The organism is Ruegeria sp. AM2, assembly GCF_056540685.1.
Window position 1 is genome coordinate 300,883 of sequence record NZ_JBQFXE010000002.1, and the last position, 24,997, is coordinate 325,879.

25 protein-coding genes are annotated in these 24,997 nt (G+C 58.7%); 8 read left to right on the forward strand and 17 right to left on the reverse strand.

The genetic code is table 11. From position 1 onward, the window contains the following. Positions 1–37: 37 nt before the first annotated feature. Both ACR0CR_RS07040 and ACR0CR_RS07045 read right to left on the reverse strand, forming a co-directional pair. Complete coding sequence (locus ACR0CR_RS07040; protein WP_480597863.1) at positions 38–439, reverse strand: MerR family transcriptional regulator; 402 nt, start codon at positions 437–439, stop codon at positions 38–40. A gap of 259 nt (positions 440–698) precedes the next feature. Beyond that, entirely contained in the window at positions 699–1,067 is a 369-nt protein-coding gene (locus tag ACR0CR_RS07045; protein ID WP_480597864.1) for a MerR family transcriptional regulator, read from the reverse strand. Positions 1,068–1,183: 116 nt separating this feature from the next. On the opposite strand from ACR0CR_RS07045, the gene ACR0CR_RS07050 reads away from it, so the two are divergent. The 3 genes from ACR0CR_RS07050 to ACR0CR_RS07060 are packed head-to-tail and all read left to right on the forward strand — an operon-like array spanning position 1,184 to position 3,441. Beyond that, on the forward strand, positions 1,184–1,603 hold the full coding sequence (locus ACR0CR_RS07050; RefSeq protein WP_480597865.1) for a PaaI family thioesterase: 420 nt from the start codon (positions 1,184–1,186) through the stop codon (positions 1,601–1,603). Next, entirely contained in the window at positions 1,604–2,122 is a 519-nt protein-coding gene (locus ACR0CR_RS07055; RefSeq protein ID WP_480597866.1) for a PaaI family thioesterase, read from the forward strand. A gap of 2 nt (positions 2,123–2,124) precedes the next feature. After that, entirely contained in the window at positions 2,125–3,441 is a 1,317-nt protein-coding gene (locus tag ACR0CR_RS07060) for an MATE family efflux transporter (protein WP_480597867.1), read from the forward strand. Here the strand turns inward: ACR0CR_RS07060 and arsC are convergent. From arsC to ACR0CR_RS07080, 4 genes are read right to left on the reverse strand one after another with little or no spacing between them, the layout of a single operon-like run. Next, positions 3,438–3,779 carry an arsenate reductase (glutaredoxin) gene (gene arsC / locus ACR0CR_RS07065; RefSeq protein WP_480597869.1) on the reverse strand — a complete coding sequence of 114 codons (342 nt, stop codon included), beginning with the start codon at positions 3,777–3,779 and terminating at the stop codon, positions 3,438–3,440. The two genes, ACR0CR_RS07060 and arsC, sit on opposite strands and share 4 nt — an antisense overlap. Then, positions 3,776–4,834 (reverse strand): quinone-dependent dihydroorotate dehydrogenase, encoded by a 1,059-nt coding sequence (locus tag ACR0CR_RS07070; protein WP_480597870.1) that lies wholly within the window; start codon positions 4,832–4,834, stop codon positions 3,776–3,778. The genes arsC and ACR0CR_RS07070 overlap by 4 nt, the downstream gene beginning before the upstream one ends. Continuing rightward, positions 4,831–5,262 carry a DUF1330 domain-containing protein gene (locus ACR0CR_RS07075; RefSeq protein ID WP_480597871.1) on the reverse strand — a complete coding sequence of 144 codons (432 nt, stop codon included), beginning with the start codon at positions 5,260–5,262 and terminating at the stop codon, positions 4,831–4,833. The genes ACR0CR_RS07070 and ACR0CR_RS07075 overlap by 4 nt, the downstream gene beginning before the upstream one ends. Continuing rightward, complete coding sequence (locus tag ACR0CR_RS07080) at positions 5,259–5,597, reverse strand: DUF952 domain-containing protein (protein WP_480597872.1); 339 nt, start codon at positions 5,595–5,597, stop codon at positions 5,259–5,261. Before ACR0CR_RS07080 ends, ACR0CR_RS07075 begins: the two co-directional genes overlap by 4 nt. A gap of 108 nt (positions 5,598–5,705) precedes the next feature. Here ACR0CR_RS07080 and ACR0CR_RS07085 point away from each other — a divergent pair, with 108 nt between their 5' ends. After that, a complete protein-coding gene (locus tag ACR0CR_RS07085) occupies positions 5,706–7,289 on the forward strand; it encodes a bifunctional metallophosphatase/5'-nucleotidase (RefSeq protein WP_480597873.1) in 1,584 nt (527 codons plus the stop codon). Between the two features lie 62 nt (positions 7,290–7,351). Here the strand turns inward: ACR0CR_RS07085 and ACR0CR_RS07090 are convergent, their stop codons facing one another. Next, positions 7,352–9,004, reverse strand: coding sequence for a tetratricopeptide repeat-containing sulfotransferase family protein (locus ACR0CR_RS07090; RefSeq protein WP_480597875.1), 1,653 nt, complete (start codon positions 9,002–9,004; stop codon positions 7,352–7,354). Positions 9,005–9,059: 55 nt separating this feature from the next. Here ACR0CR_RS07090 and ACR0CR_RS07095 point away from each other — a divergent pair, with 55 nt between their 5' ends. Together ACR0CR_RS07095 and mnmH are read left to right on the forward strand one after the other, a co-directional pair. Next, complete coding sequence (locus ACR0CR_RS07095; RefSeq protein WP_480598237.1) at positions 9,060–9,725, forward strand: SOS response-associated peptidase; 666 nt, start codon at positions 9,060–9,062, stop codon at positions 9,723–9,725. Positions 9,726–9,769: 44 nt separating this feature from the next. Beyond that, complete coding sequence (gene mnmH / locus ACR0CR_RS07100) at positions 9,770–10,822, forward strand: tRNA 2-selenouridine(34) synthase MnmH (protein ID WP_480597876.1); 1,053 nt, start codon at positions 9,770–9,772, stop codon at positions 10,820–10,822. On the opposite strand, the gene selD is transcribed toward mnmH, so the two are convergent. The 7 genes from selD to ACR0CR_RS07135 are packed head-to-tail and all read right to left on the reverse strand — an operon-like array spanning position 10,813 to position 18,905. Continuing rightward, on the reverse strand, positions 10,813–12,972 hold the full coding sequence (gene selD / locus ACR0CR_RS07105; RefSeq protein ID WP_480597878.1) for a selenide, water dikinase SelD: 2,160 nt from the start codon (positions 12,970–12,972) through the stop codon (positions 10,813–10,815). The two genes, mnmH and selD, sit on opposite strands and share 10 nt — an antisense overlap. Positions 12,973–12,977: 5 nt before the next feature. Then, positions 12,978–13,364, reverse strand: coding sequence for a Na+/H+ antiporter subunit G (locus ACR0CR_RS07110; protein WP_480597879.1), 387 nt, complete (start codon positions 13,362–13,364; stop codon positions 12,978–12,980). A 7-nt stretch (positions 13,365–13,371) separates the two neighbouring features. Then, complete coding sequence (locus ACR0CR_RS07115; protein WP_480597881.1) at positions 13,372–13,641, reverse strand: K+/H+ antiporter subunit F; 270 nt, start codon at positions 13,639–13,641, stop codon at positions 13,372–13,374. Then, complete coding sequence (locus ACR0CR_RS07120; RefSeq protein ID WP_480597882.1) at positions 13,638–14,138, reverse strand: Na+/H+ antiporter subunit E; 501 nt, start codon at positions 14,136–14,138, stop codon at positions 13,638–13,640. The genes ACR0CR_RS07115 and ACR0CR_RS07120 overlap by 4 nt, the downstream gene beginning before the upstream one ends. Continuing rightward, on the reverse strand, positions 14,135–15,679 hold the full coding sequence (locus tag ACR0CR_RS07125) for a monovalent cation/H+ antiporter subunit D (protein WP_480597883.1): 1,545 nt from the start codon (positions 15,677–15,679) through the stop codon (positions 14,135–14,137). The genes ACR0CR_RS07120 and ACR0CR_RS07125 overlap by 4 nt, the downstream gene beginning before the upstream one ends. Further along, positions 15,676–16,035 carry a Na+/H+ antiporter subunit C gene (locus ACR0CR_RS07130; RefSeq protein ID WP_480597884.1) on the reverse strand — a complete coding sequence of 120 codons (360 nt, stop codon included), beginning with the start codon at positions 16,033–16,035 and terminating at the stop codon, positions 15,676–15,678. Before ACR0CR_RS07130 ends, ACR0CR_RS07125 begins: the two co-directional genes overlap by 4 nt. Further along, positions 16,035–18,905, reverse strand: coding sequence for a monovalent cation/H+ antiporter subunit A (locus ACR0CR_RS07135; protein ID WP_480597886.1), 2,871 nt, complete (start codon positions 18,903–18,905; stop codon positions 16,035–16,037). Before ACR0CR_RS07135 ends, ACR0CR_RS07130 begins: the two co-directional genes overlap by 1 nt. A 220-nt stretch (positions 18,906–19,125) precedes the next feature. On the opposite strand from ACR0CR_RS07135, the gene ACR0CR_RS07140 reads away from it, so the two are divergent. Both ACR0CR_RS07140 and ACR0CR_RS07145 read left to right on the forward strand, forming a co-directional pair. Next, positions 19,126–19,599: a rhodanese-like domain-containing protein gene (locus tag ACR0CR_RS07140; RefSeq protein ID WP_480597887.1), complete on the forward strand. Its 474-nt coding sequence runs from the start codon at positions 19,126–19,128 to the stop codon at positions 19,597–19,599. Continuing rightward, a complete protein-coding gene (locus tag ACR0CR_RS07145) occupies positions 19,596–20,411 on the forward strand; it encodes a CE1 family esterase (RefSeq protein WP_480597888.1) in 816 nt (271 codons plus the stop codon). The genes ACR0CR_RS07140 and ACR0CR_RS07145 overlap by 4 nt, the downstream gene beginning before the upstream one ends. On the opposite strand, the gene mdoH is transcribed toward ACR0CR_RS07145, so the two are convergent. From mdoH to ACR0CR_RS07160, 3 genes are read right to left on the reverse strand one after another with little or no spacing between them, the layout of a single operon-like run. Further along, complete coding sequence (mdoH, locus tag ACR0CR_RS07150) at positions 20,412–22,280, reverse strand: glucans biosynthesis glucosyltransferase MdoH (RefSeq protein WP_480597889.1); 1,869 nt, start codon at positions 22,278–22,280, stop codon at positions 20,412–20,414. It lies immediately after the preceding gene. Then, entirely contained in the window at positions 22,277–23,776 is a 1,500-nt protein-coding gene (locus ACR0CR_RS07155; protein ID WP_480597890.1) for an OpgD/OpgG family glucan biosynthesis protein, read from the reverse strand. The genes mdoH and ACR0CR_RS07155 overlap by 4 nt, the downstream gene beginning before the upstream one ends. After that, positions 23,773–24,990: an OpgC family protein gene (locus ACR0CR_RS07160; protein WP_480597891.1), complete on the reverse strand. Its 1,218-nt coding sequence runs from the start codon at positions 24,988–24,990 to the stop codon at positions 23,773–23,775. Before ACR0CR_RS07160 ends, ACR0CR_RS07155 begins: the two co-directional genes overlap by 4 nt. Positions 24,991–24,997 lie beyond the last annotated feature (7 nt).

Sequence of the window (24,997 nt, forward strand, 5' to 3'; positions counted from 1 at the left end):
GCTCCCATTTAATCAAATGTTCGGGGGACCGCCTGACCTATTCGGCGGCTTTCTTTTCATTTTTCATTGACGCGATAACTTTTTCGCCCCAACGCATCTGCTCTTTCAGATCGTTAATCGCCTGTGTCAGCTCTTCTCGACGGGCTTCCATATCGGCCAGACGCTCACTCGCAATCTCGAACGTGCGGGTCATCTGGGTCAGTTGCTGGTCACCGACATGGTACAAATCCAACAGCTGCCGAATCTCTTCAAGGCTGAAACCGAAACGCTTGCCGCGCAAGATGAGCTTGAGGCGCGCCCGGTCCCGTTTGGTGAACAGACGCTTTTGACCTTCGCGGATCGGGAACAAAAGCTCTTTGGCTTCGTAGAACCGCAGGGTGCGAGGTGTGACGTCGTAGGTCTCACACATTTCGCGAATGGTCATTACTTCTTCGTTCATCGTTTCTAAACCTTTGTTACCGGCTTCTGTCGTGATCCGAGGTGCAGTCGGTGCACCCTTACAGCACGGAGATGCCGTTCAGTTAATCCGAACGCTGCGTCACAACCTAAGTTGACGTAGCATCCGTTCGCGTCAAGATGGTGTTCGCGGGAATTTCAATAATGACGCAACGAAAGAAAGTGAGCGCAAACATCATCGTCGTGCCAAACCCCGGGTGATTTGGCCTGGAATCCACAGGTTAAGGCAGAGGTTACCCGAGTCAGGTCAGGGATTTCGCCGTCTGGTCGCGCATCTGCTGCAAAGCGTCGATCGCATCGTCCAGTTGCTGTTTTTGATTGTTCAGCTCAACCAGTTGCTGATCGGCCATATCGACGAAGGTCTTCATCTGCGCCTGATTCCCTTTGTCTTCGTAAATCAAAAGCCACTGACGAATGTCTTCCAGCGGAAAGCCGTATTTGCGTCCGCGCATGATCAGGGTCATGCGTGCACATTCCCGAGGGCCGTAAAACCGGGACCGCCCTTCGCGATCAGGCTGCAGCAATTCAATGTATTCATAGTAGCGCAGGGTGCGCGGGGTTACATCGAACTCGGCGCACATCTCTTTGAATGACAAACGGTTGTCGGACATTCCTGATCTCCTTGTAGGCAGATTATGGTGTTGCGTCGTCAAGCGCAACAGGCAGGCTTGCCCTTTGTTGCATCGCAAGACCATAAAGGGCGCGGCACAGGATGGGAATTTCGGGTATGATCGACAAAACAGTATTGGCACGTCAGTTCATCGAGGCGATTCCCCACGCCAAGGCCCTTGGGTTGAACCTGACCCACATCGGCGAGGGAGAGGCCGAGATTTCGATGCCCTATAGTGATCACCTTATTGGGGATCCCCGAACAGGGGTTATTCACGGCGGCGCAGTGTCGGCCATGATGGACACATGTTGCGGCGCTGCGGTCATGAGCCACCCCTCGGCGCCAGGGGGGACGGCCACGATAGATCTTAGGATCGATTACATGCGCGTGGCCACGCCCGGACAGACGATCCGGACCCGCGCCACCTGCTATCACATCACGCGAAACGTTGCATTTGTGCGGGCAACCGCGATGGATGACGATCCGGACCGCCCGGTAGCGACGGCGTCAGGATCATTCACGGTCGAGGGTCAATAAATGGTGCGTCCCCGTCCTGAACCCGCGCAAGTCGTCAAACAACGTCGCGATGCCGCGCTGAACGCGCTGATTGAAGGTGTGCCTTATATCCAGTTTCTGAACATCGGATTTGACCGTCGCGGAGACGAACTTACTGGTGTTCTGAATTTCGAGGAAAAGCTGATCGGAAACCCGTTTCTGCCAGCCCTGCATGGAGGCGTTACAGCGGCCTTTCTGGAAGTGACCGCCGTAATAACCCTGAGCTGGGAATATATGTTTCCCCAGATCGAAAGCGGTGTGATTGATGCGAACAATATTCTAACTGACAAAAAGATCAGATTTCCCAAGACAATCGACTTTACAGTCGACTATCTGCGTTCGGGCCTGCCGCGCGATGCCTACGCGCGTGCTTTCATCAGCCGATCGGGACGACGTTATGCCTCGGTTCGGGTCGAAGCTTGGCAGGATAATCATGCCAAACTTTATGCGCAGGCCGCTGGGCACTTTCTGATGCCTCAGTATCCCGAAACACCGGCCTGAACATGTCCCAAACCTCGGCGCCGATCACGCATCGCCGCGTGTTGAAGATTGCGGTGCCGATTGTTTTGTCGAATGCGACGGTGCCAATCCTCGGGGCCGTGGACACCGGTGTCGTGGGCCAACTGGGGCAGGCGGCCCCCATCGGCGCAGTGGGTATGGGTGCGGTTATTCTCTCGGCGATCTATTGGATTTTCGGGTTTCTGCGCATGGGGACGACCGGCCTGGCTGCGCAGGCCCGCGGAGCTGGGGATACCGCTGAAACCGGCGCGCTGCTTATGCGCGGCTTGTTGTTAGGGGGCGCGGCCGGGCTGTTTTTCATCCTTGTTCAAATCCCGGTTTTTTGGGGGGCATTCGCGCTTTCGCCTGCAAGCCCCGAGGTGGAGTCGCTGACGCGGACTTATCTGGAAATCCGAATCTGGGGCGCTCCGGCGACGATTGCGCTTTATGCGGTGACTGGTTGGCTAATCGCCATCGAACGCACTCGGGGCGTTTTCCTTCTTCAAATCTGGATGAATGGGTTGAACATTCTGCTGGACCTTTGGTTCGTTCTTGGCCTCGGTTGGGGGGTCGAAGGCGTTGCAACTGCCACGCTGATCGCCGAATGGACAGGACTGGCATTGGGTCTGTGGCTGTGCGGCGCCGCCTTCGCAGGCAATCAGTGGCGCGACTGGCCACGGATATTTGATGCTGCCCGTCTGCGCCGGATGATGCAGGTCAACGGCGACATCATGGTGCGTTCGGTGCTTCTGACCGGAGCTTTCACGACCTTTCTCTTTGTTGGTTCGGATCTGGGTGACGTGAATCTGGCCGCCAATCAGGTGTTGCTGCAATTCCTTGAAATCACGGCTTTTGCGTTGGACGGTTTCGCCTTTTCCGCCGAGGCACTCGTCGGTGGTGCCGTTGGCGCGCGCGACAGGCTTAGGGTCCGGCGGGCGTCAGTCATGGCGTCGCAATGGGGCGTTGGCGGAGCGATCCTGTTGGGAGCAGTCTTTTACTTTGTCGGCCCGAGTCTGATCGATCTGATGTCGACTTCGTCCGACGTGCGGATTACCGCGCGAGAGTTTCTTATCTGGGCCGCGCTCGCGCCAGTGATCGGAGTAGCCAGTTGGATGTTCGATGGCATTTACATCGGTGCTACATGGACCCGCGCGATGCGCAACGCGATGGTTCAGTCCGTCGCGATTTATATCCTGGCATTGTTCGTTCTGGTGCCAACGATGGGCAATCACGGTCTGTGGGCGGCGCTAATGGCCTTGAACACGGCGCGCGGGGTCACGATGGCCTGGCGCTATCCCAGGCTTGAGGCACAAGTGGCCTAGAGCAAAGCCAGCAAATTTTCGATTGGGCGTCCGATGGCGGCCTTGTCACCGGCGATGGCGAGTGGCCGCTCAATCAGAATCGGGTTCTGGGTCATGGCGCGGATCAGGTCATCATCACGGCTGGTTCTGGACAAACCAAGTTCTTTGAACCGCTTTTCACCGGTCCGCATCATTTCGATTGGAGCCACCCCAAGCAAACCAAGCACCGCACGGATTTCGTGTTCCGTTGGCGCGGCTTCGAGGTATTTGCGAACGCCGATCTGCGCGCCGTTCTCTTCCAGCAGCGCCAGGCCCGCACGAGATTTCGAACAACGCGGATTGTGCCAGTACTCAATCACAGCCAATCCTCTCGTTTGCTGCCAACAGCCTCAGCGACGGATGCGAAGCCGTCGCGTTCAAGCAATGTGTCCAATCCATGCGCGATCTGGGCGGCAAGGGAAAGGCCGCCGTAGACCATCGCGGTATAGAACTGCACAGCAGACGCCCCGGCGCAGATCTTGGCATAAGCCTGTTCTGCCGAACTGATCCCCCCGACTCCTATCAGCGGAATCTGGCCTTGGGTCAATCGGCTGAGACGCGCCAGAACGCGCGTCGATTTTTCAAACAACGGCGCGCCGGACAGGCCTCCTGCTTCGGATTTTTGGGCGCTGCGCAAACCGTCGCGGGACAAGGTGGTGTTGGTTGCAATCACCGCATCCACGCCGGTGTCCTGCGCGACTTCCGCAATGTCCTGCAACTCTGCCTCTGACAGATCAGGTGCGATCTTCAGGAAAATCGGCAAGGGACGCAGCAGAGCGTTACGGGTTTCGATGACGCCGCTCAGCAAGGCGCTGAGCGCTGCCTTGCCCTGCAAATCACGCAGTTTCTCGGTGTTTGGCGATGACACATTGACCGTGGCAAAGTCCAGGTTCGCCGCGCAATGGGCCAGCACTTTGGCAAAGTCGCCAGGGCGGTCACGGCTGTCCTTGTTTGCGCCGAGGTTCAGGCCGATCACCGCGTTTTTGGGACGCACAGCGAGGCGGCGGGCCATCATCTCCATGCCATCGTTGTTGAAACCAAAACGATTGATGGCCGCTTTATCTTCGGTCAGGCGAAAAAGCCGGGGCCTGGGGTTGCCGGGCTGCGGGCGCGGGGTGACCGCGCCGACCTCGACAAAGCCAAATCCTGCGCGCGACAGCGGGGTCAGAACCTCTGCATTCTTGTCGAACCCGGCGGCAAGCCCGACCGGGTTCGGCAGGTCCAGACCGGCGACATTCGTGCGCAGGCGGTGAGACGTAACCGGCCCAGGCGCAGGCGCAAGTCCGGCTTTCAGCGCCTTGATCGACAGTCCATGGGCGGTTTCGGGGTCGATCCTGTGCAGCGCGGCAAGCCCCAGTTTCTCAGTCAGGTTCATCCGAATTTTTTTCCGCCGTCTGTTGCCCTACAGCGGATCAGGCGCGAGGTTTCCACGGCTGCCTGCCTGTGCACGACAGCTTTCTGGTATACCGGGTCCGTGACCATCTGCAAAAACGCGTGTGCGGTCGGATAGCGGGCGATGAAAACGGTGTCCCATTCTTCGTCCTGCGGACCGACCAGCGTGGTCTGAAATGCACCACGCCAGAGGATCGACGCACCTATTCGCGCGATGATCGGCGCAGTCTCGGCACCATAATTGCGGTATGCCTGCGCGCCAGTGATCCCCGCACCGGCCAGTTCATGATCGGTCGGGTAGGCGGCAAGGGGGCGGAACTTCACCAAGTTCAGCATCTCGATGGGATGGTCCCGGTCGAGGTTTTTGAAGGCCTCGAATTGGGCGCGCTCGGGGTCGATGAAGGCAGTCATTCTATCTCTTTCGGAAATTGGTGGGATTTACCATCGAAGGGCAGGGCGCGCGACCACAGCAAATCGGTCATCCGAAGCTGGCGGTAGAGATGCGGAAACAGCGCTCCGCCCCGTGATACCTCCCACTTCAGGTGATCACCCATGGCGTCGGCATCGCACGCCAGCAGCGTCAGGCCGTCGACGCCAGCAAAATGCTTGGAAGCAGTTTCGGCGACCTGTTCAGCGGTCGAAAAGTGAACATAGCCGTCCGCCACATCTATCGGAGCGCCTTCTGTTGCGCCATTTGCCTGCAGCGCCGCCCACTCATCAGCTCGGAATATCTTATAAATCAGCATGTGGTCGTGATGCCCCGCGTGACGGTTAGAATCAAGCCGGATTTCCCCCTTTGACTCTTTGCACGGCACAGCGCACCATCGCCGCAAACAACAACAGGGAGTTTAATAATGTTCACCCGTTTCCTGGCTTCGGTCGCTGTTCTGGGCCTGACCGCAGGCATGGCAGCTGCCGAATACAAACTGACTATCCTTCACACAAATGACCTTCACAGCCGGATTGAATCGATCAACAAGTACGACTCGACCTGCGACGCCGAAGGTGAAGCCGAAGGCAAGTGTTTCGGCGGTGTTGCCCGCCTGAAAACCCTGGTCGATACCAAGCGCGGCGAATTGGCTGATCAAAACGTTCTTTTGCTGGACGCGGGCGATCCGTTTCAGGGGTCCTTGTTCTACACGACCTATAAAGGCGCGGCCGAGGCCGAGTTCATGGAAGCCATCGGGTATGACGTGATGGCGGTCGGCAACCACGAATTTGACGATGGTCCCGCGGGCCTTGCCGCGTTCATCGATGCGGTCAGTTTTCCGGTGATTTCGGGCAATCTGGATCTGTCATCTTCAACAGAGCTTAAAGACAAGGTGGAAAACCATGTCGTCCTTGAGGTTGGGGGGCAAAAGATCGGTATTATCTCGGCGCTTGCGACGGACACGGTCGACACGTCCAGCCCGGGCGAAGACGTTGTTTTTCTCGATGAAATCGAAAGCCTGACTGCGGATGTCGAAGCGCTGCAATCCGAGGGCGTGAATATCATCATCGCACTGAACCACGTTGGTCTGGCGAAAGACCTTGAGATTGCCGAGAAAGTACCGGGCCTTGATCTGGTGATCGGTGGACACTCACACACATTGCTGTCCAACACGAATGAGGATGCAGCCGGTGCCTATCCGACAATGGTCGGAGATGTGCCGGTCGTTCAGGCCTATGCCTACTCCAAATATCTGGGTGAGGTCACGCTTACATTCGACGATGATGGCAATCTGATTTCCGCCGAGGGTGAGCCGATCTTGCTGGATGCTTCGATTGAGCCAAACGCGGATATTGCGGCCCGCGTGGCCGAGATGGGCGCGCCGATCGAAGAAATGAAAAAGCAGGTGGTTGCCGATTCGGCTGCTTCGATCGAAGGGGACCGGGCCGTTTGTCGTGTGCAGGAATGCGAGATGGGCAATCTGGTGGCCGACGCCATGCTGGCGCGGGTCGCCGATCAGGGCGCTCAGATCGCCATCGCCAACTCGGGCGGGTTGCGCGCCTCGATCGATCCGGGTGAGGTGACGATGGGCGAGGTGCTGACCGTGCTGCCGTTCCAGAACACGCTATCGACCTTTGAGATCAGCGGGCAGGGCGTAATCGATGCGCTGGAAAACGGAGTAAGCCAAGTCGAAGAGGTCAAGGGCCGCTTCCCGCAAGTTGCAGGCATGACCTTCACCTGGGACCCGTCGGTTGCACCGAACGAAGGTCGCATCACAGAGGTGATGGTTGCCAAGGACGGTGGGTTTGAGCCGATTGATCCGGCAGCGACCTATCTTGTGGTCACAAACAACTATGTGCGCAACGGCGGCGATGGCTACAGGATGTTCGCAGGTGACGACAAAAATGCCTATGATTTCGGACCCGATCTGGCCGATGTGACGGCAGAGTATCTGGCCGAGAATGCACCGTATCAGCCCTATGTGGATGGACGCATCAAGCAGAAGTAAGTGTTCTGCGAAACGACAAAGGCCGCCCCATTGGGCGGCCTTTTGCGTGACGGTCTCGTTGATTACCCGAAATCGTATTCGGGCCACAAATCCGGGTCCAGGCCGTCCAGAAGAGGGGTAAGGTGCTGAGCGACGCTGCGCCATTTCCCGATTGATCCTGTCGAAATCTTGCTGCGTACCTGATCGACACTGGCCGTCCGGACGTGTTTGGTATTGTCCTCCGGGTGAAGCATCTGCTCGCTCCAATCCAACCCACAATAGTCGGCCACCTGCCGGCTGTATGTCTGCGGGTCCGAGACCAGATCCTCGTATGAAACGGTCAAAACGCGACCGGGGAAGACCCTATCCCAATGGGTCATGTATCGGCGGTACAGGTTGGCGGAATGCGCAATCGCCTCGAGGTTGGAGGCATACCGCAGCCCCACGGCTGGAAAGCGAACGATCCATTTCGACAGCCCGACATCGCGTGGGTCGCGCAGCATGTTGATGATTTTCGCATTCGGGAAGGCGGCCAGCAAAAAGCCGACGTTGCGATAATTGTGCGGCATCTTGTCGACAAAGGCCGCAACGTCCGAGGCTAGCGTCGGTATTTGCGCCCGATACCCTTCGGCAATGGCTTGTGCTGCCTTGTCATCGAAACGCTCTCCCTCATCCGTGTAGGGATAGGCCAGGTCGGATGCCAAGGACAGTTCGCCAAAGCCTTCAACTTGGGGCAGCGCGCTGAGCATCATCTCCATCAGCGTCGTGCCAGAACGCGGCTGACCGATCACGAAAATGGGGCAGGGTTCCTGTGCAGCGCCGGATTCGAACATCGGTGACTCGGGCTGGAATATGCTGCTGACCCGGGCCAGTCGGTTTTCGTGTTCACTTGGGTCATAGGGGTTGATCTGGTGCTGCGCCGCATTGGCGCGGGCGAATTGCGGCATGGCCGCATCAAGACCGTCGCGGCGCGAAAGAAGATAGGCCTTGGCAAACTCCAACTCGGACAAAACATGGTTGCTGGCAGCGATCGCGGCCTCAACCTGCGGAATCAATTCCGCCGCCTGATCTTTATCCACCATTGCGGACAGTTGGAGCAGGCTGGTCGCGTGGTCAGGCGCGCGCGCCAGTATTTCGTTGACGATTTTCATGCAACCGTCCCGGTCGTTTCGAAAGTGCAGCGCGATGGCCATTTGAAAGGCCACGGCATTGTTTTCCGGGGCAATCTCGTATGCGCGCTGGATATCCGCGAAACCCTGCTCTTCAAAGCCGATCCGACCATATGCGCGCGACCGCGTGGCCAACAAAACCGCATCATCCGGCGACTTCTTCAACCTTTCGCTGGCGTGTTCGACAATGCTGCGCCAGTTATTGCCTTTAAGCTGGATTTCGTCCGTGACGCGGACCAGTTCCTTGTTGTTGGGAAATTGTTCCAGCTTCTGTTCGGCATAAGTCAAGGCGCGCAGGATTTGGCCGGTCTGCATCAGCGCATTGGCCAGGTTTTCTGCAAACTGCGGATCGCTGGGCTTCATGCGCGCCGCTTCCGCAAAATGGGGAATGGACTTGCGATATTGCTCTAACTCGGTCAGGACAAACCCGGCGATGGCGTGGTAATCTGGGTCTTTGGGGAACTTCTTGATCCCTTGCTGCGCCTTTTTCAGCGCTTGCGGCAATTTTCCCGCCTCCAGGTCGAACAGTGCCTTGTTCTTGAGGGATTTCGCTGTTTGCTGTGCCATGCGGGTGTGTATGATCCTGTGCCTGAGAAAAACAGCCAATGATGGTTCATTACCGATGTGCGGACGGTTTGCAATCACTCTTCCAAATGACGCCATGGCGCAGCTGTTCTCGGCACGCCCGGCAAATGCTTTGCCCGAGGTGCCGAACTATAACGTCTGTCCGACAAATCAGGTGCATGTCATCAGATCCGATGAAGGAGGCCGCAGGCTAGATGGGCTGCGCTGGGGGTTTCTGCCGCACTGGTACAAGTCCAAAACCGATGGCCCGCTGCTGATCAACGCGCGGGCTGAGACGCTGGCCGAAAAGCCCGCATTCCGCTCGGCGTGTCGGGAGAGGCGATGCCTGATCGTGGCGACGGGCTTTTTTGAATGGACGAAGACGAAGGATGCAAAACGCCTGCCCTGGTACATTCACCGGCGTGACGGGGCGGTCATTGCGTTTGCTGGCGTCTGGCAGAATTGGGGGCCAGATGGATCGCAGCAGGGAACATGCGCGATTGTCACGACACAAGCCAACGCATGCCTCGGCGCCATTCACCACCGCATGCCACTGATACTGGAACCTGATGACTGGCCGCTTTGGTTGGGGGAATCCGGAAAGGGAGCGGCCCGCCTTATGCAGCCGGGACCCGAAGACGTTCTGAAATTCCACAGGGTAGACCCAGCAGTAAACTCAAACCGCGCCAGCGGGTCGGGTTTGATTGAGCCGATACCAGCCTGAGCTGCAGTCTTTCAAATTGGCTCCGCGCAGGATAGATCGTTGACATGGCCCAGAAATTCACCAGCCTACCTCAGCTGAACGCGCACGGATTCGACACGGTGATCGACGTGCGCAGCCCTGCCGAATTCGCCGAGGATCACCTGCCGGGGGCGATTAATTTGCCGGTCCTCGACAATAACGAACGCGCGCGTGTGGGCACAATTTATGTGCAGCAGAGCCCGTTTCTGGCACGGAAACTGGGTGCAGCCCTGGTGTTTCGCAACGCGGCCAGTCATATCGAGAACAGCTTGGCCCATCACGAAGGTGCGTGGCGGCCTCTGGTCTATTGTTGGCGCGGTGGTCAGAGGTCGGGGTCGTTTGCATGGATGCTGCAACAGATTGGCTGGAGAGCCGAAGTTGTCGAGGGCGGATATCGCTCATATCGGAGGTTGGTGAACAGCTATCTGTACGATACCAAACTTCCATATCGTTTTATCGCGTTGGACGGCTATACCGGCACCGCAAAGACCGAGGTGCTGGCGCATTTGCGTGCCCGGAGCGTTCAGGTGCTTGACCTTGAAGGTCTGGCCAACCACCGGGGGTCATTGCTGGGAGAGATGTCTGGTGGGCAGCCGTCGCAGAAGGCATTCGAGTCCCGTCTGGCAGCGGTTCTGTGCGGTTTTGACCCGTTGCGCCCGGTAGTGGTCGAGGCTGAATCTTCGAAGATTGGCACCGTTATCCTGCCGCCCTCGCTTTGGTCCGCCATGACTGATGCGCAGAGAATAAGGATTGACGCGTCACTTGAGGCACGCGCCGACTATCTGGTGTCTGCCTATGACGACATCCTGTCCGATAGCGATCGGCTGCGGGATCGCCTGTCGCCGTTGCGGTTTCACAGGGGCCACCAGATCGTGGATACATGGTTGGCTCTGATCGATGCGGGGGACAAGGCCGGTCTGACCCGTGCCTTGATTGAGCAGCACTATGACCCCGCCTACACCAAATCCAGCAGAGCCCGAAATGTCGAAGTGATCGCCCGGATCAATGCGACTGTTTTGGACGAAACGGGACTGCGCGCCGTGGCGCAACAGATCGAAGCGGTTTTGGATCAGCTTTGAAGGCGCAATCCGGGCGTGTCCGAGACATACCCGATCAAACAAGCTGGGTACCCAGCTTGTCGCAGCTGGGCGCAGAGGTTCTGCGCCTGGTTTACGCCTACAGCCGCAAGCAGGCCTCCGGCTGTCTGGGGGTCGAACAACAGGTCTGCCTTGCCGCCGGTCGGCAGCTCCGGAGCGATGATACGATTTTCGTCGAAAATCGTGGACCTCACGCCCATCGTACTCAACGCCTGAGCGCCCTTCATCACCGGAACAGTGTTCAGGTCGATGATGGCTCCGCAGTCCGAGGCCTTGCACATTCCGGCAAGATGCCCGGCCAGGCCAAACCCGGTTACGTCTGTCATCGCATGCGCCCCAACAAGAATGCGCGAGGCTTCGCCCTGTGGGTGAGCCATCTCGGCGAGCGCATCGGCGATCCAATTGCCCTTGCCTTGACCTGACATGGCTGCAGACATCAGCACCCCGCTTCCCAGAGGCTTGGTCAGGATCAGCGCGTCACCGGGGCGTGCGCCACCCAAAGAGATCGGTTCGGCGTCGCAAAGACCGGTCAGCGTGAACCCAATGGTCATCTCATCGCCCATAGAGCTGTGGCCGCCGACGATTTCGGCCCCGGCATCACGGATGACTTCGCTTGCAGCAGACATGATTTCAACCATTGTCCGGCGCTGGAGATCGACGCTCATCCTCGGCAGAATGATCGTTGCCGTCGCCGCCTGCGGCTGTGCACCCATCGCCCAAATGTCGCCCAGCGCATGAACGGCGGCGATGCGGGCCATCAGTACAGGGTCTTGTGTCACACTGCGCAGGTGATCCGAAGTCATGACCTGCCGCACGTCGCCGGTGGTCAACAGCGCCGCGTCGTCACCAGGCAGGGGGGTCACATCTTGGCGCACGGGTGCAGGCAGGCTCTTTAGGGCGGCGTGCAATGCACCGTGCCCGACTTTGGCACCGCAACCGCCGCACATGGGTTTTTCACCCAGCGCCTCGTCCAGGCCCGCCGCATGGCGTGCTGGCCGCGGGGCCGCACGCATCTGCGGCAAGTGCCGGAACCTGTTCATGAAGTTTTGGTCGATGTGGTTTTTCCACCGCCACATTAAAGGCCCGCTGAATGAGGTTCCCAAACGTTCCGCAAGAGCAGACTTTCCACCCAGTGAGATGAGTTTCAAATAATCCTTTTGCGGCGTGTAGCGCCGCATTTTGCCAGCCCCCAGTGCCGCGCACAGATTGTCGAACAGAATGGGCGCTTCGCGCACGGCATAGACACCTGCCTTCGGGCGCGGGTTATCTGACAGGTGCGCGCAATCTCCTGCGGCAAAGATCGCTGGATCGCTGGATTGCAACCGGGCGTCCACCTTGATGAAACCATCATCGAGATCCAATCCCGTCTCAGCGATCCAATCATAGGGACGGGCACCTGCAGCCCCGGTCACGAACTCTGCCGGAATCTTGCGGCCGTCTCCAAGTTCTACGTGATCTGACTCGACCGCTACGATGGTGGCATTTTCGATCAGGTCGACGCCCAAATCGTGCATCGCCTTGCGAAGCGTCGCCGCGGCCTTTGGACCGATTGCGGACAAAGCCGTCGCATTGTCGATCAGCGTCACGCTGCAAGCGCGGCCCTTTTTGCGCAAGGCGTGCGTCATAGCCAGCGCCAATTCTACACCCGCAACGCCCCCGCCGATTATTGCGACCTGTGCGGAACCTTTTCCGTCAAGATACGCTGCCCATTTGGCTGCGAAGGGTCCCAATGGTTTGGCCGGAACCGCGTGCTTTGCAAAACCGCGCAGAGAAGGCATGTCAGAGGTGATCCCAACATTCACGGAAGCAACGTCGAAAGCCACGGGCAGTCGGTCGGTGACGTGCACCAGGCGCTGTTGGAGGTCGATCCCTTGGACCCGCCCCAGAACAACGCGCGCGCCCGCGAATTGAGCCAGTCGAACCAGATCGATATCCAGTTCTTCACGCGCATAATGGCCAGCCACAAAGCCCGGCAACATGCCGGAATAAGGCGCGGTGGGGCCGGGGTTGATGACGGTCACACGCGCGCCAGGCAGAGGTTTCATTCCCCACTTTCGCAACACCAGCGCATGCGTGTGCCCCCCTCCGATCAGAACCAGATCGCGGGTCAGAGGCAGAGGGTGATGATTCATGGGGCTCAGGACTTGCTGTGGTCGGGGACGTCTTCGACCTGCTCGACCGCATGGGTGGCCCAAAGCTCATCCTCGCCCGCGTCGGGCAGGTCCTCGGGCTTTTCATGGCGGTGAATGTGCCATTTGGCAATGAACAGAGCCGTGATCGGGGCCGTCAGGAACAAAAACAGCGTGATCAGCAATTCATGCAGCGACAGGTGGTTTTCGATCAGAACCGAATGAATGATCGAAGCGACCAGAACCCCGCCGACGCCTAGCGTGGTGGCCTTGGTCGGCGCATGCAGGCGTGACATCGGATCTTTCAGCTTGATCATGCCGAACGATCCGACAAATCCAAACACGCCCGAAACGATCAGGCAGAAGGCGACGAGAAATTCGAAGATAACCGACATACCGCTCTCACTCGATAATGTTGCCGCGTAGCATGAAGCGCGCATAGGCCACGGTCGAAACAAAGCCCAGCATGGCGATGATCATGGCGGCCTCAAAAAAAATCTCGGTGCCCAGGTTCAGCCCATACAGGATCATCAGAGCGATGGTGTTGATCACCATCGTATCCAGCGCCAAAACGCGGGTGCCGACGCCATCGGCGGTGATGATCCGCCACAGGCACATCATGATGGCCGCTCCGAAACAGGCGAAGCCAAAGTAGATGGCATATTCGATCATTCGAAAATCTCCTTCAAGCGGCGTTCGTAGCGGTGTTTGATCTGATCGCGCACGGCATCGGGGTCCGGGGCGTCCAGGCAATGGACCAGAAGGTTGTGCCCCTGCGCAGACAGATCGCTGCTGACCGTGCCGGGGGTCATGGTGATGGTGCCTGCCAATACAGTGATCGCCTCGGGGGTACGCAGATCCAGTGGAACGCACACCCAATTCGGTTGCCGGTCGGCATCGCGCTTGAACAAGATGATGCGTGCCACGGTGACATTCGCCACCACGATGTCCCAAAGCACGACAAGCACATATTCCACGATCATGGGCCAGTTCCGCAGAATAGGTCGATCCGGCCAGTAAGGTTGGGTGATGAACGGAATGATGATCCCTAGCAGCAGCCCGAAGACCAACGAGTTCAGCGACATGGTATTGGCCAGAAGCACCCACACGACGGTCAGCAAAACAGTCAGGTGCGGGTGTGGGAATATCCTGTGAAGCAGTCTGATCATTCTTCCACTCCCAATACGGCAGAGATGTAGTCGCCAGGATTATACAGCTGTTCGGCGGTCTTGCTGGTGTATTGCAACGCGGGGCCAGCAAACAAGGTAAGCAGTACAAGGCCAAGAACCGCACCGAACACTGCGGTGAAGGCCAGCGCGGGCTGAGGCTCGGGTGCAGGTTGGGCGATGACCTCTTCTTCGTTCTCGGGGTCCTGTTCGGTATTATGCTGCGCGTCGTGGCTTTTCCAAAAGATCAAAGATCCAGCGCGGGCCAGTCCGACGATGGTGACGAAAGACCCGATCAGGATGGCAGCCCAGACAATGTCCATATCCGGTGCGTCCCGCGCTGCGTCCAGCACCAACAGCTTGCCAATGAAACCCGAAAGCGGAGGCATTCCGGCCATGGCGATAGCGCCAACGAAGAACAGGGCCGATATCAGGCCACCTTGCGGAATCGGTGTGCCGGGCGAGATAGAACCGTTCCGGCGCTGCATCACCAGATCGGCGACCAGGAACATCAGCGCAGTCGCCAGCGTGGAATGGTAGATGTAGTACAGTGCCGCGGCCGTTGCGGTTTCGGTGAACAGCGAAACCGCGATCAGCAGCGTCCCCATCGAGGCGATGGCGCAAAACGCAACCATTCGTGCGATATGCTTTGACCCCAGAATACCGATGGCTCCGACCGCCAGCGTCACCACTGCGGCGGGTTGCAGCCATGCGCCAACCAGGCCCTGCGTCGCCGAGACGTCGGGGCCGAAGCCCAGCGTATACATGCGCAGGATCGAATAGGCCCCGACCTTGGTCATGATCGCAAACAGGGCGGCCACCGGCAACGGCGCATTGGCATAGCTGGCAGGTAACCAGAAATGCAGCGGAAGAACGGCAGCCTTGATGCAGAACACCAGCAACAACAGCACTGCGCCCACGCGCAGAAGGGCCGTGTCTTCGATCGGGATGTCGGCCACGCGCACGGCCATATCCGCCATGTTCAGCGTTCCGGTCACGGCATATAAGGTCCCCAGCGCAAACAGAAACAGCGTTGAACCCAGCAGATTATAGGCCACGTATTGCACGCCAGCCTTCAGCCTGACCGCTCCTCCCCCATGGGTCATCAGGCCGTATGATGCAATCAGCAGGACCTCGAAGAAAACGAACAGGTTGAAGGCGTCGCCGGTCAGGAAGGCACCGCACACACCCATGAGTTGGAAATGGAAGAGGGCATGGAAATGCTTGCCCCGGTCGTCCCAGCCCGAGGCAATAGCATATAGCACAATCGGCAGGGCAAGCAGCGCCGTCAGCAGCACCATCATGGCCGACAGCCGGTCCAGAACCATCACGATGCCAAACGGTGCGGGCCAGTTGCCCAGTTCGTAAACCTGAATGTCCCCGCCCGCCGCCTGGGCGGTGATGGTTAGCGCAATGCCCAGCAGACCCACAACACCGGCAACCGAGAAGATGCGCTGCAGGTCCAAATGATATCGCAGGACCATGATGATGAATGGGGCCAGGATCGCGGGCAGGACGATCGGCGCAACGATCCAGTGGTTCATGCGTCTTCTCCCGGCGCGTCAACGCTGTCCTGCGCGGTCATGTCGATATGGTCGTCCTTGGCCGACAAATACGCGCTGAGCGCGATCATCACGATCACCGCCGTCATCCCGAACGAGATCACGATCGCCGTTAGCACCAGCGCCTGCGGCAGCGGGTCTGTATAGGGGACGTCCTCGTATTTGTTCAGAACCGCAGGGGCGTCTGTTGCCAGCCGTCCAGTGGCGAACAGGAACACGTTCACTGCATAGGTGATCAGCGACAGGCCCAGAATGACGGGAAATGTTCGGCGGCGCAGGATCAGGAAGATCCCGGCGGCGGTCAGAACGCCTACGGCTGAGGCTACGAGCGCTTCCATCAGGCCTGCTCCTTCTCTTTGTCGTCTTCCGGAGGATCATCCCGAAGCGGGTTGATATCCATCGGGAACTCTTGCGCCATCCCCGGCTGCCACGCGAACCGAGACAGGCTGTCCAGCGCCAACATGACCGCGCCCAGGACGGCAAGGAACACGCCTGTGTCGAACAGGATAGCAGTGGCCCATTCGAACTCTTCCAACGGGGGCCAGTGGATATAGCCGAAATCGCTAGTCAGGAAGGGGCGTTCATTGAACCAGGCACCCAGACCAGTGGCCGCCGCGATCAGGACGCCCCAGCCGATGGTGCCGTGATAATAGAACCTCTGCCGTTCGATGGCCCAGGTATAGCCACTGGCCATGTATTGCATCAGATAGGCGATGGCGACGATCAAACCGGCGATGAAACCGCCCCCCGGTTGGTTATGGCCACGGAAGAAAATGTAGGCTCCCACCATCAGGGCAATCGGCATCATCATCCGGGTTACGACGACCATCATAAGCGGATGGGAATCCCCCGATTGCGGCCAGTGCGGCTTGCGGTTCAGCAGGTAGCCGCGCACATTGGTACTGAGAACGGATTCCGTCAGAGCAAAGATGATCAGGGCAGCGATGCCCAAAACGATGATCTCACCAAATGTATCAAACCCTCGGAAGTCTACGAGGATCACGTTGACTACATTGGTGCCTCCGCCGCCTTTATACGAATTGGCCAAATGGAAATCCGAAATCGTCGGGAAGGCGAAATCCCGCAGCATCAGGGCATAGATCAGTGCGCCAGTTCCGATCCCCGCCACAACTGAAATCGCCGCATCGCGCCAGCGTCGCGCCGCGCTGCTGTCCCAGGGCGTGTCCGTCGGCAGGAAGTTCAGAGACAGCAGCAACAGGATCATTGTCACCACCTCCACCGAGATCTGTGTCAGCGCCAAATCCGGTGCCGAAAGGTAGTTGAACGCCATCGAGACGATCAGGCCAACAACGCCGATCAGCACCAGCGACAACAGGCGATTGCGGTGGAACCACATGATGGCCAGCGTCGCCGCAACCAGGCAGATCCAACCAATGATGGGAAGCATCGGCGCGGGCAGCGGCACGCGCGTTTCAATGCCGATCGAACCGGTGGAATACGCGTAAAAGCCCATTCCAACGGTGAACGCGATCATGATGATGGCATATCGGCTGAGAACACCATTGTGTAGAGCGTCCGTTATCCAGCGGCTGAGTGCTGTCAGCGCACTGATCACGGCGTCAAAGATCACCTTGGCCTCGGGTCGGGGCAGGGCGTTCCAAACCTGCTCTCCGCGCCGGTGCAGAGCCAGTAGGAACAGGCCGCCCAGTGTCGCAACCACAGACATGTAAAGCGCTGGCGTGAAACCGTGCCAGAGCTTCAGCGAATAATAGGGCAGCTTTTCCCCACCGATCACGGCACTGGCAACCACTGCGACCAGAGGGCCAACGATGGCCGCAGAATACAGGCCGATCAGGACGACCAGAACCACAAGGAATGCCGGGGCAAGCCACAGCCCGACCGGCGGATCATGCGGGTGCGCCGGATATTCGGGACGTTCCGGGCCAAGGAATACATGGCTGACAAAGCGGAAGGAATACGCCGCCGAGAACAGCGCCGCCAGCAGCGCCAGTCCGGGTACCAGATAATGCGAATGCAGCCAAGTAGTGTGGACCGTCTCCTCCAGCATCATTTCCTTGGACAGGAACCCGTTCAGTGGCGGCAGCCCCGCCATGGACAGGGCGGCGATGGTGCCGATGGTGAAGGTGATCGGCATCAGATGCCGCAGTCCGCCCAGACGCTTGATATCGCGGGTTCCTGTCTCGTGATCGACAATACCGGCGGTCATGAACAGAGCCGCCTTGAATGTTGCGTGGTTGATGATGTGGAAAACCGCCGCCACGGCGGCGAACTTGGTGCCAAAGCCCAGCAGCATCGTCACCAGCCCCAGATGCGAGACGGTGGAAAAGGCCAGCAGCGCCTTGAGGTCATCTTTGAACAGCGCAATCACCGCGCCCATCAACATCGTCACCAGACCGGTGGTGGCAACGATGTAGAACCAAGCATCCGTTCCCGCCAGTACTGGCCACATGCGCGCCATCAGAAACAGCCCTGCCTTCACCATCGTGGCCGAGTGCAGATAGGCGGAAACTGGCGTCGGCGCGGCCATGGCGTGGGGCAACCAGAAGTGGAACGGGAATTGGGCAGATTTGGTGAAACAACCCAGCAGGATCAGGACCAATGCGGGCAGGTAATAAGGTGAGCTTTGGATCAGGTCCTTGTTTTGCAGGATCACGCTCAGGTCGTAGGATCCGACAATATTGCCCAGTATCAGCATCCCGGCAATCATTGCCAATCCGCCTGACCCGGTCACCGCCAGAGCCATTCTTGCACCCTGACGACCTTCGGGCAGATGTTTCCAGTAGCCGATCAAAAGGAATGAGCTAAGCGATGTAAGTTCCCAGAAAATAAGCAGAAGAAGTATGTTGTCGGACAGAACGATCCCGACCATCGCGCCCTGAAACAACAGCAGATAGGTATAGAACTGCCCCATCGGGTCTTCGCGCGACAGGTAGAACCGCGCATAGAGGATGATTAGCAGTCCGATCCCAAGGATCAGCAATGCAAAAAGAAACCCCAACCCGTCCAGCATGAAGTTCGCGTTCAGCCCGAGGCCCGGAATCCAGTCGAAACGCGCGGTTACAACATCTCCGCGCATGACCGAGGGGATGTGGATCAGCAATCCCATCAGCGCAAGAAACGTCGTCAACCCTGCGGCCGAAGCAGCTGCGTTTCGTCCCGCCCGGATCAGAAGGGCTGGAAATACAGCGCCGAGAAAGGGAAGGGCCGCGATGAGGAATAGGGACAAGTGCGATACTCCGGTCTGGGCGGTCTAGGTAATGCTAGATTTGTAAGGAAAAAACTTCGACTGTCCAGATATTGCGACCCGCGCCGAGGTGCAGATGGGCAGAGACTGCAACATTTGTTTGCGCACGTCTGACATGATCTTGATCGATCGGGCGCGAATTCCCTCACAAACCGGGATCGGGCTGTGATAAAACCCTGCGGCAACAGCAGGAGGGGGCAGCTTGGCGCAGAACGGAAACCGGACTCGCCGTTGGATTTTGTTGGGCGGTGGCGCTGCGGTGGCCGGTGGGTTGGCCATTCGGGAATACCTTCTGATTCCACAGGATTATGCAGGGGGGCAGATCAGTGTTCAGAACGCCTATGACGCGACCCTGGCGGGCGACATCCTGTTGATCGATATCCGCACTCCCAGGGAATGGCGGGCCAGTGGCGTCGGGGCCGGGGCCTATCCGCTGGACATGCGCCGCGACGATTTCGAGGACGCTTTGTCCCAGTTGGTCAAAGGCAATCACGACACGCCCATTGCCCTTATTTGCGCGCGGGGTGTGCGATCGGCTCGGATGAGCAATCGCCTGACACTGGCAGGCTTTACCAATATCATCGACGTGCCCGAGGGCATGCTGGGGTCGGCGGCCGGGCCGGGCTGGGTTAGCGCCGGGTTGCCAGTGCGCGATTATGAAGAGGATACACAATGATCCGAATGTTATCTCTGACTGCTACGTTGAGTGTCGCTGGCCAAATGGGCCTTGCCGCCTGTGCTGATCAGGACGGAATGTGCGAGACGCCGTCAGGTGGATATCACATCGAATTGCCCGAGAGCGAGAATCCGCCTCTAGTGGTTTTTCTGCATGGTTATGGTGGCACTGCGACCGGAACGTTGAAAAACCGCAATATGGTTGAGCCCTTGCTGGCGCGTGGATACGCGGTCATGGCACCCGAAGGGTCCGAGCGAAATGGCCGCCAGAGCTGGAATTTCTTTCCCGGCTGGGAAGGTCGGGATGAAACCGCCTTTTTGACCGAAGCTGTACAGGATGCGTCAGACCGCTTTGGCGTGGATGCAGATCGGGTTGTTCTGGGTGGATTCTCTGCCGGTGCCTTTATGGTTTACTACCTGGCCTGCGCCGCGCCGGATACGTTCTCGGCCTATGTGCCTGTCTCCGGAGGGTTTTGGCGACCGCATCCCGAAAGCTGCGACGGCCCCGTGCGCATGTTCCATACGCATGGGTGGACGGACAATGTTGTGCCGCTGGAAGGTCGCATCCTTGGCGGCGGTCGCTTTCATCAGGGTGATATCTTTGCCGGTCTGGAGATCTGGCGCGTCGCAAACGGATGCGTGGACACCAAGCCCAGCGGGTTTTCAACCACCGGTCAATTCATGCGCCGTCGTTGGACCGGTTGCGAAGATGGCGGCATGTTGGAATTTGCCCTGTTTCCCGGAGGCCACACCGTACCTAAAGGTTGGGCGGAAATGATGGTCGATTGGTACGAGGGTCTGCCGGGTGGCTGATCACTCGGCTGGGGTCATCACGCCCTTGCCTTCGATCAGGCGCTTCAGTTCGTTCCGATGACGGCGTGCCGAGCGCGTGATGGCAAGTTCCTGAACGTCCTCTTTCATCCCCACCATGCGACGCGCGGGTGCAGATGACACACCGCTGAGCGCCGAAAGGGGAATTGCAATGGCAAGACTGACAGCAATCGGGGCCAGCCAGATCGAAACGAGACCGGACAGAATGCCGACGCTTAATGCAATGCCGCTGACTGTCTCCAGCGTGTGGCAAAGGATCAGGGTTCGCAGTCCATAGCTGCCGCCATCCCGTGCTTGCGGAGACCAGCCTTTTTGTACGCCAAACGCGGTTCGAAATACCGCGATCATCTGCTGCACCATGAGGATCGGAGCATATAGGATCGACAGGACTACTTCGGCAAAGAACGAGGTCAGGAATTTCCGGCCGCCACCAAACTCGGCATAGCGCACACCGCTCAGCGGCAGGGCCAGGACGCCCAGCACCTTGGGGGCCAGAAGCATGGCGTACATCACCAGAATGATCAGTACATGCCGGGTTTCTGACATCTCAGGCCATTGCGGGAAGAACGGGTTTTCGGGGCTGAAATAGTGCAGAACCGAGGCGTCCTCGCCCTGACCAATCAGTGCCCACATCACCAGCAGCGCGAACCACAGCGGGGACATAAGATAGCCGACTGCGCCGTGAAACATGTGGAACCGTGACACGGCGCGGAACCCGGCGGAACCCAGCAGTTTAAGGTGTTGCAGGTTGCCCTGGCACCAGCGGCGGTCGCGCAAGGCGTGGTCGATCAGCGTGGGCGGTGTTTCTTCGTATGACCCTCGAATGCGCGGCAGGAATCGCACGGCCCATCCCGCGCGGCGCAGCAGACCAGCCTCGACAAAATCGTGGCTCATGATCAGTTTTTCCTGACCGTTCAAGGCACGCAGTTTGGGAAGCCCGGCACTTGAGGCGAAGGCCTTGGTTCGAATGATCGCGTTGTGGCCCCAATAATTGCCCTCTTGCCCGCACCACCGAGCCAGACCTTCGGCAAAGGCGATACCGTAGACGCCGTTTGCGAATTGCTGCATCCGGGCAAAGACCGATTGCGCCCCGATCAACTGCGGATAGCTCTGAATCAGACCCGCGCCGGGGTCGCGCGCCAAGGCGTCGGTCAGGCGAGTGATGGCGCGACCGGTCATCAGGCTGTCAGCGTCCAAAACCAGCATTGCGTCCCAATCCGAGCCCCAGCGGCTGACCCAATCAGCAATATTGCCGACCTTGCGATCCGTGTTCTGTTCGCGGCGGCGGTAATACAGTTCAAGCCCGGGGGCGAGGGTCGTGCGCAGCGCCTCAACGCTGGCTTGCTCCTGCGCGGCGATCTCAGGGTCGCGCGTGTCTGACAGGATGAACATGGCGTAGTGGTGTTGGCCACTGCGTGCGTTCAAGTCCTCCAACATGGTGCGGGCGTTCCCCAACACGTTCCACGGAACCTCGTTATAGACCGGCATCAGCAGCGCCACGCGCAGGGGCTGAGGTCTAGCCTGACGTTTGGGCTGTTCCTGTCGGGAAAGGGACACCATGCCCAGCAACACGGTGCAGACCGTGAAGGAAATCCAGAAGAAGTTGAATGAAATCAACGTCAAAAGGATGCCTTCGACAAGATTGATCCCTTCGGCCGCGAACCAATCGGACATGACCCACACAAGACCCAGTGTTGCGGCCATCGCGGGTGAAAAGGCCAGCGCGCGCCAGAAGCCAGCCTTGGCGCGCTTTGCGTCAGGTACCTGAGCATCCCGGAAATCCGCGCCGAAATCCTGCGCGGGCATCGCCAGAGGGGCCTCTGGCGGCATGATATGCAGATCGCGGTTCATGTGGTCCAACGGTAGAGCCAGACTTCGGAGGCGGGTTGCTTGTCTTTCAGCAATTGCGCTCGCAGCTCCACGTGATTGCGCTCGCCCGGTTGGAAAGAAAACGCCAGACGCAGCCCGCCTGTATCGGGGTTGCGCTGCAACACACCATCGGATGTTTCCGCGTGGGGCGAGTCGACGAAGATCGTCATCGCCTCGGGGTCATTGAACAACTCGCTGGGCTCGAAATCGATCACGGCCAGCCGGCCCTCGCCAAAGGTATTTTCGCCCATGGCCGTGTTGATCACGCGCGGCATCGGGGTGCGCTGGGGTTCGTCACCCCAGATTAGGCGATAGGAGAGGTCGATCTGGCTGCCGGCCGCGTAGGGCTCCATCGGGCGCCAGTAGGCGACGATATTGTCGTAGATTTCCTGATCCGCTGGGATTTCGACCAGTGTAACAGTGCCTTTGCCCCAATCGCCATTCGGCTCGACCCAAAGACCCGGGCGCTTGTGGTAGTTTGCTTCGAGGTCGGCATAGTCCGAGAATTCACGTTTCCGCTGCATCAGGCCAAAGCCGCGTGGGTTCATATCCACGAAGGACGAAATTTGCAGGCGGGTGGGGTTGGCCAAGGGTCGCCACAAAACCTCTCCGGCTCCGTTCCGGATCAGCAAACCGTCGCTGTCGTGCACGGCAGGGCGGAAATCATCGAACCGGCTGTGGTTGGTTTGGTCATACAGGAACATTGAGGTGCCGGGGGCGATACCCACATGCGTCAGCTCTTCGCGGGGGAAAAGCGTGGCCTCGATATCCATGACACAGTCCGCACCGGCGGTGACGTTAAACTTGTAAGCGCCGGTGACGCTCGGGCTGTCCATCAGAGCGTGAACGACCATGTTGCGCTGGCCGGGTTTGGGGCGTTCCAGCCAGAAGCGGATGAACTCGGGGAACTCCTCGCCATCCGGGTCACCGGTTTTCAAGGCCAGTCCGCGCGCAGACAAGCCGTAGACTTCGTGCAGACCGATCGCGCGGAAATAGCTTGCCCCCTGCCAGACGCAGAATTCGTCGGTTTTGCCGGGACGGTGCATCTCGGTGCGCAAGCGCAGGCCGGAAAATCCCAGCGTATCGTCGATTGGCAGCGTCGGGACATCTTCGGATTTGTCGAACATGGACAGGTCGAAGGTGACAGGCGTAGTCATCCCGTCTTCGACCGTCGAAACCTTAACTGTCCGCGGGAAATACAAGCCCGGAGTGAAGAAATCGACGTTGAAGGGCGTCTCGGTCTCGTACCACAGCGCGCGGTCCAGCCGGAACCGGATCGAGCGGTATTGCTGATAGGTCAGGTCCTGCCATTCTTGCGGCACCATCTCGCGCTCGGCATAGGGGCGGCTGGCCATGTCCCGGGCCAAAGCGATCACGTCGTTGCGGTCAAAGGGAACCTCTCCGCCAACGGCAAAGGTGGCTGGGGCAAAAGCCAGAGCCGAGGTTGAAGCCAGAAAAGCGCGACGTGTAAAGTTCATTTCTTCGATTTCCAAGGTTGTGACTTGAACCAACCGGCCAGATAGGCCACGCCGATGATCATGGCAAAGCCAATCATGTTGGCGACGAAAACACTGGCGACATCCCGCCCACTCAGATCCAGTCCGACGCCGATAAGTCGTGCTGCAGCCATGGAAAATACGAACACCGCAAGCGATTGTTGGCCGACTTTGGTGATCACGGTCAGCAGGAACTGCCACACTTTGGCCGCAGCGCTGTGGCCGGTCGCGATTAGGCGGTGACCATGTTCACCGGCAACGACCCAACCCAGATAGGCGAGTGACAAAAAGTGGAGGTAACGGAACAGACCGAACTCGGTCTTGTCGCGAAATTCCTTGGTAATCGGCCAAACCTTGCGAATTTCTTCGGCCAGATCGGGAGTCGCTGCGTTGATCCAGGTAAACACTTTCCACGACCCGAAGGGCATCGAGAAAACGAGGAACAGAGCCGCCGCCCAAATCAGCGTTTTTGACACCGGAGGGGCTGGAATCCAGCCCCGCATGAAGGCAAAGCCGGTGAAGAACAGCAACTGCCAGCCGAATGGATTGAAGAACCATTGGCGATCTGACCATGGTTCGGCAGGCAGGGCCAGAACGCCGAACTGAGTGATCAACCAGATCGTAACCGAAGTCGCTGCAACCACCCAGAAACCGATACGCGACAAGCCCATGAACAGGGGCATCATCGCCAGAACCACCAGATACATCGGCAGGATGTCAAAGTAGTTCGGAACATAGGTCAGCGTGAACAGACCAACCATCTGGGGCGCGGGATCAATGAAGAAATGCTGCAAGTTCAGGGACGAGATATAGGTTTTTTCAAACAGCCCTGTCTGATCCAGCGCGGCCATCGACATGGCAACGAAGAAGAACAGGCAGATATGCGCCCAATAGACTTGCCAGATACGGAAGGCCACACGGGCTGTGCCCATCCACCATCCTTTGCGCGCAAAGGCGCCTCCGAATGCGATGGCCGAGGCCATGCCGGAACAGAACACAAAAATCTCGGTCGCATCCGAAAAGCCGAACCGGGCGGGAATCCACTTGGCCCAGGGGTCGTTGGGGATATGCGCAATCAAGATGATGAACATCGCGATGCCGCGATAGAAATCCAGACGCGGGTCGCGCGTGCGGGCAGGGGCGGCCGCCGAGGCCGCCACAGGCGCAAAATCAGAAGCGGGCGAAACGGTCGCCATACGTGTT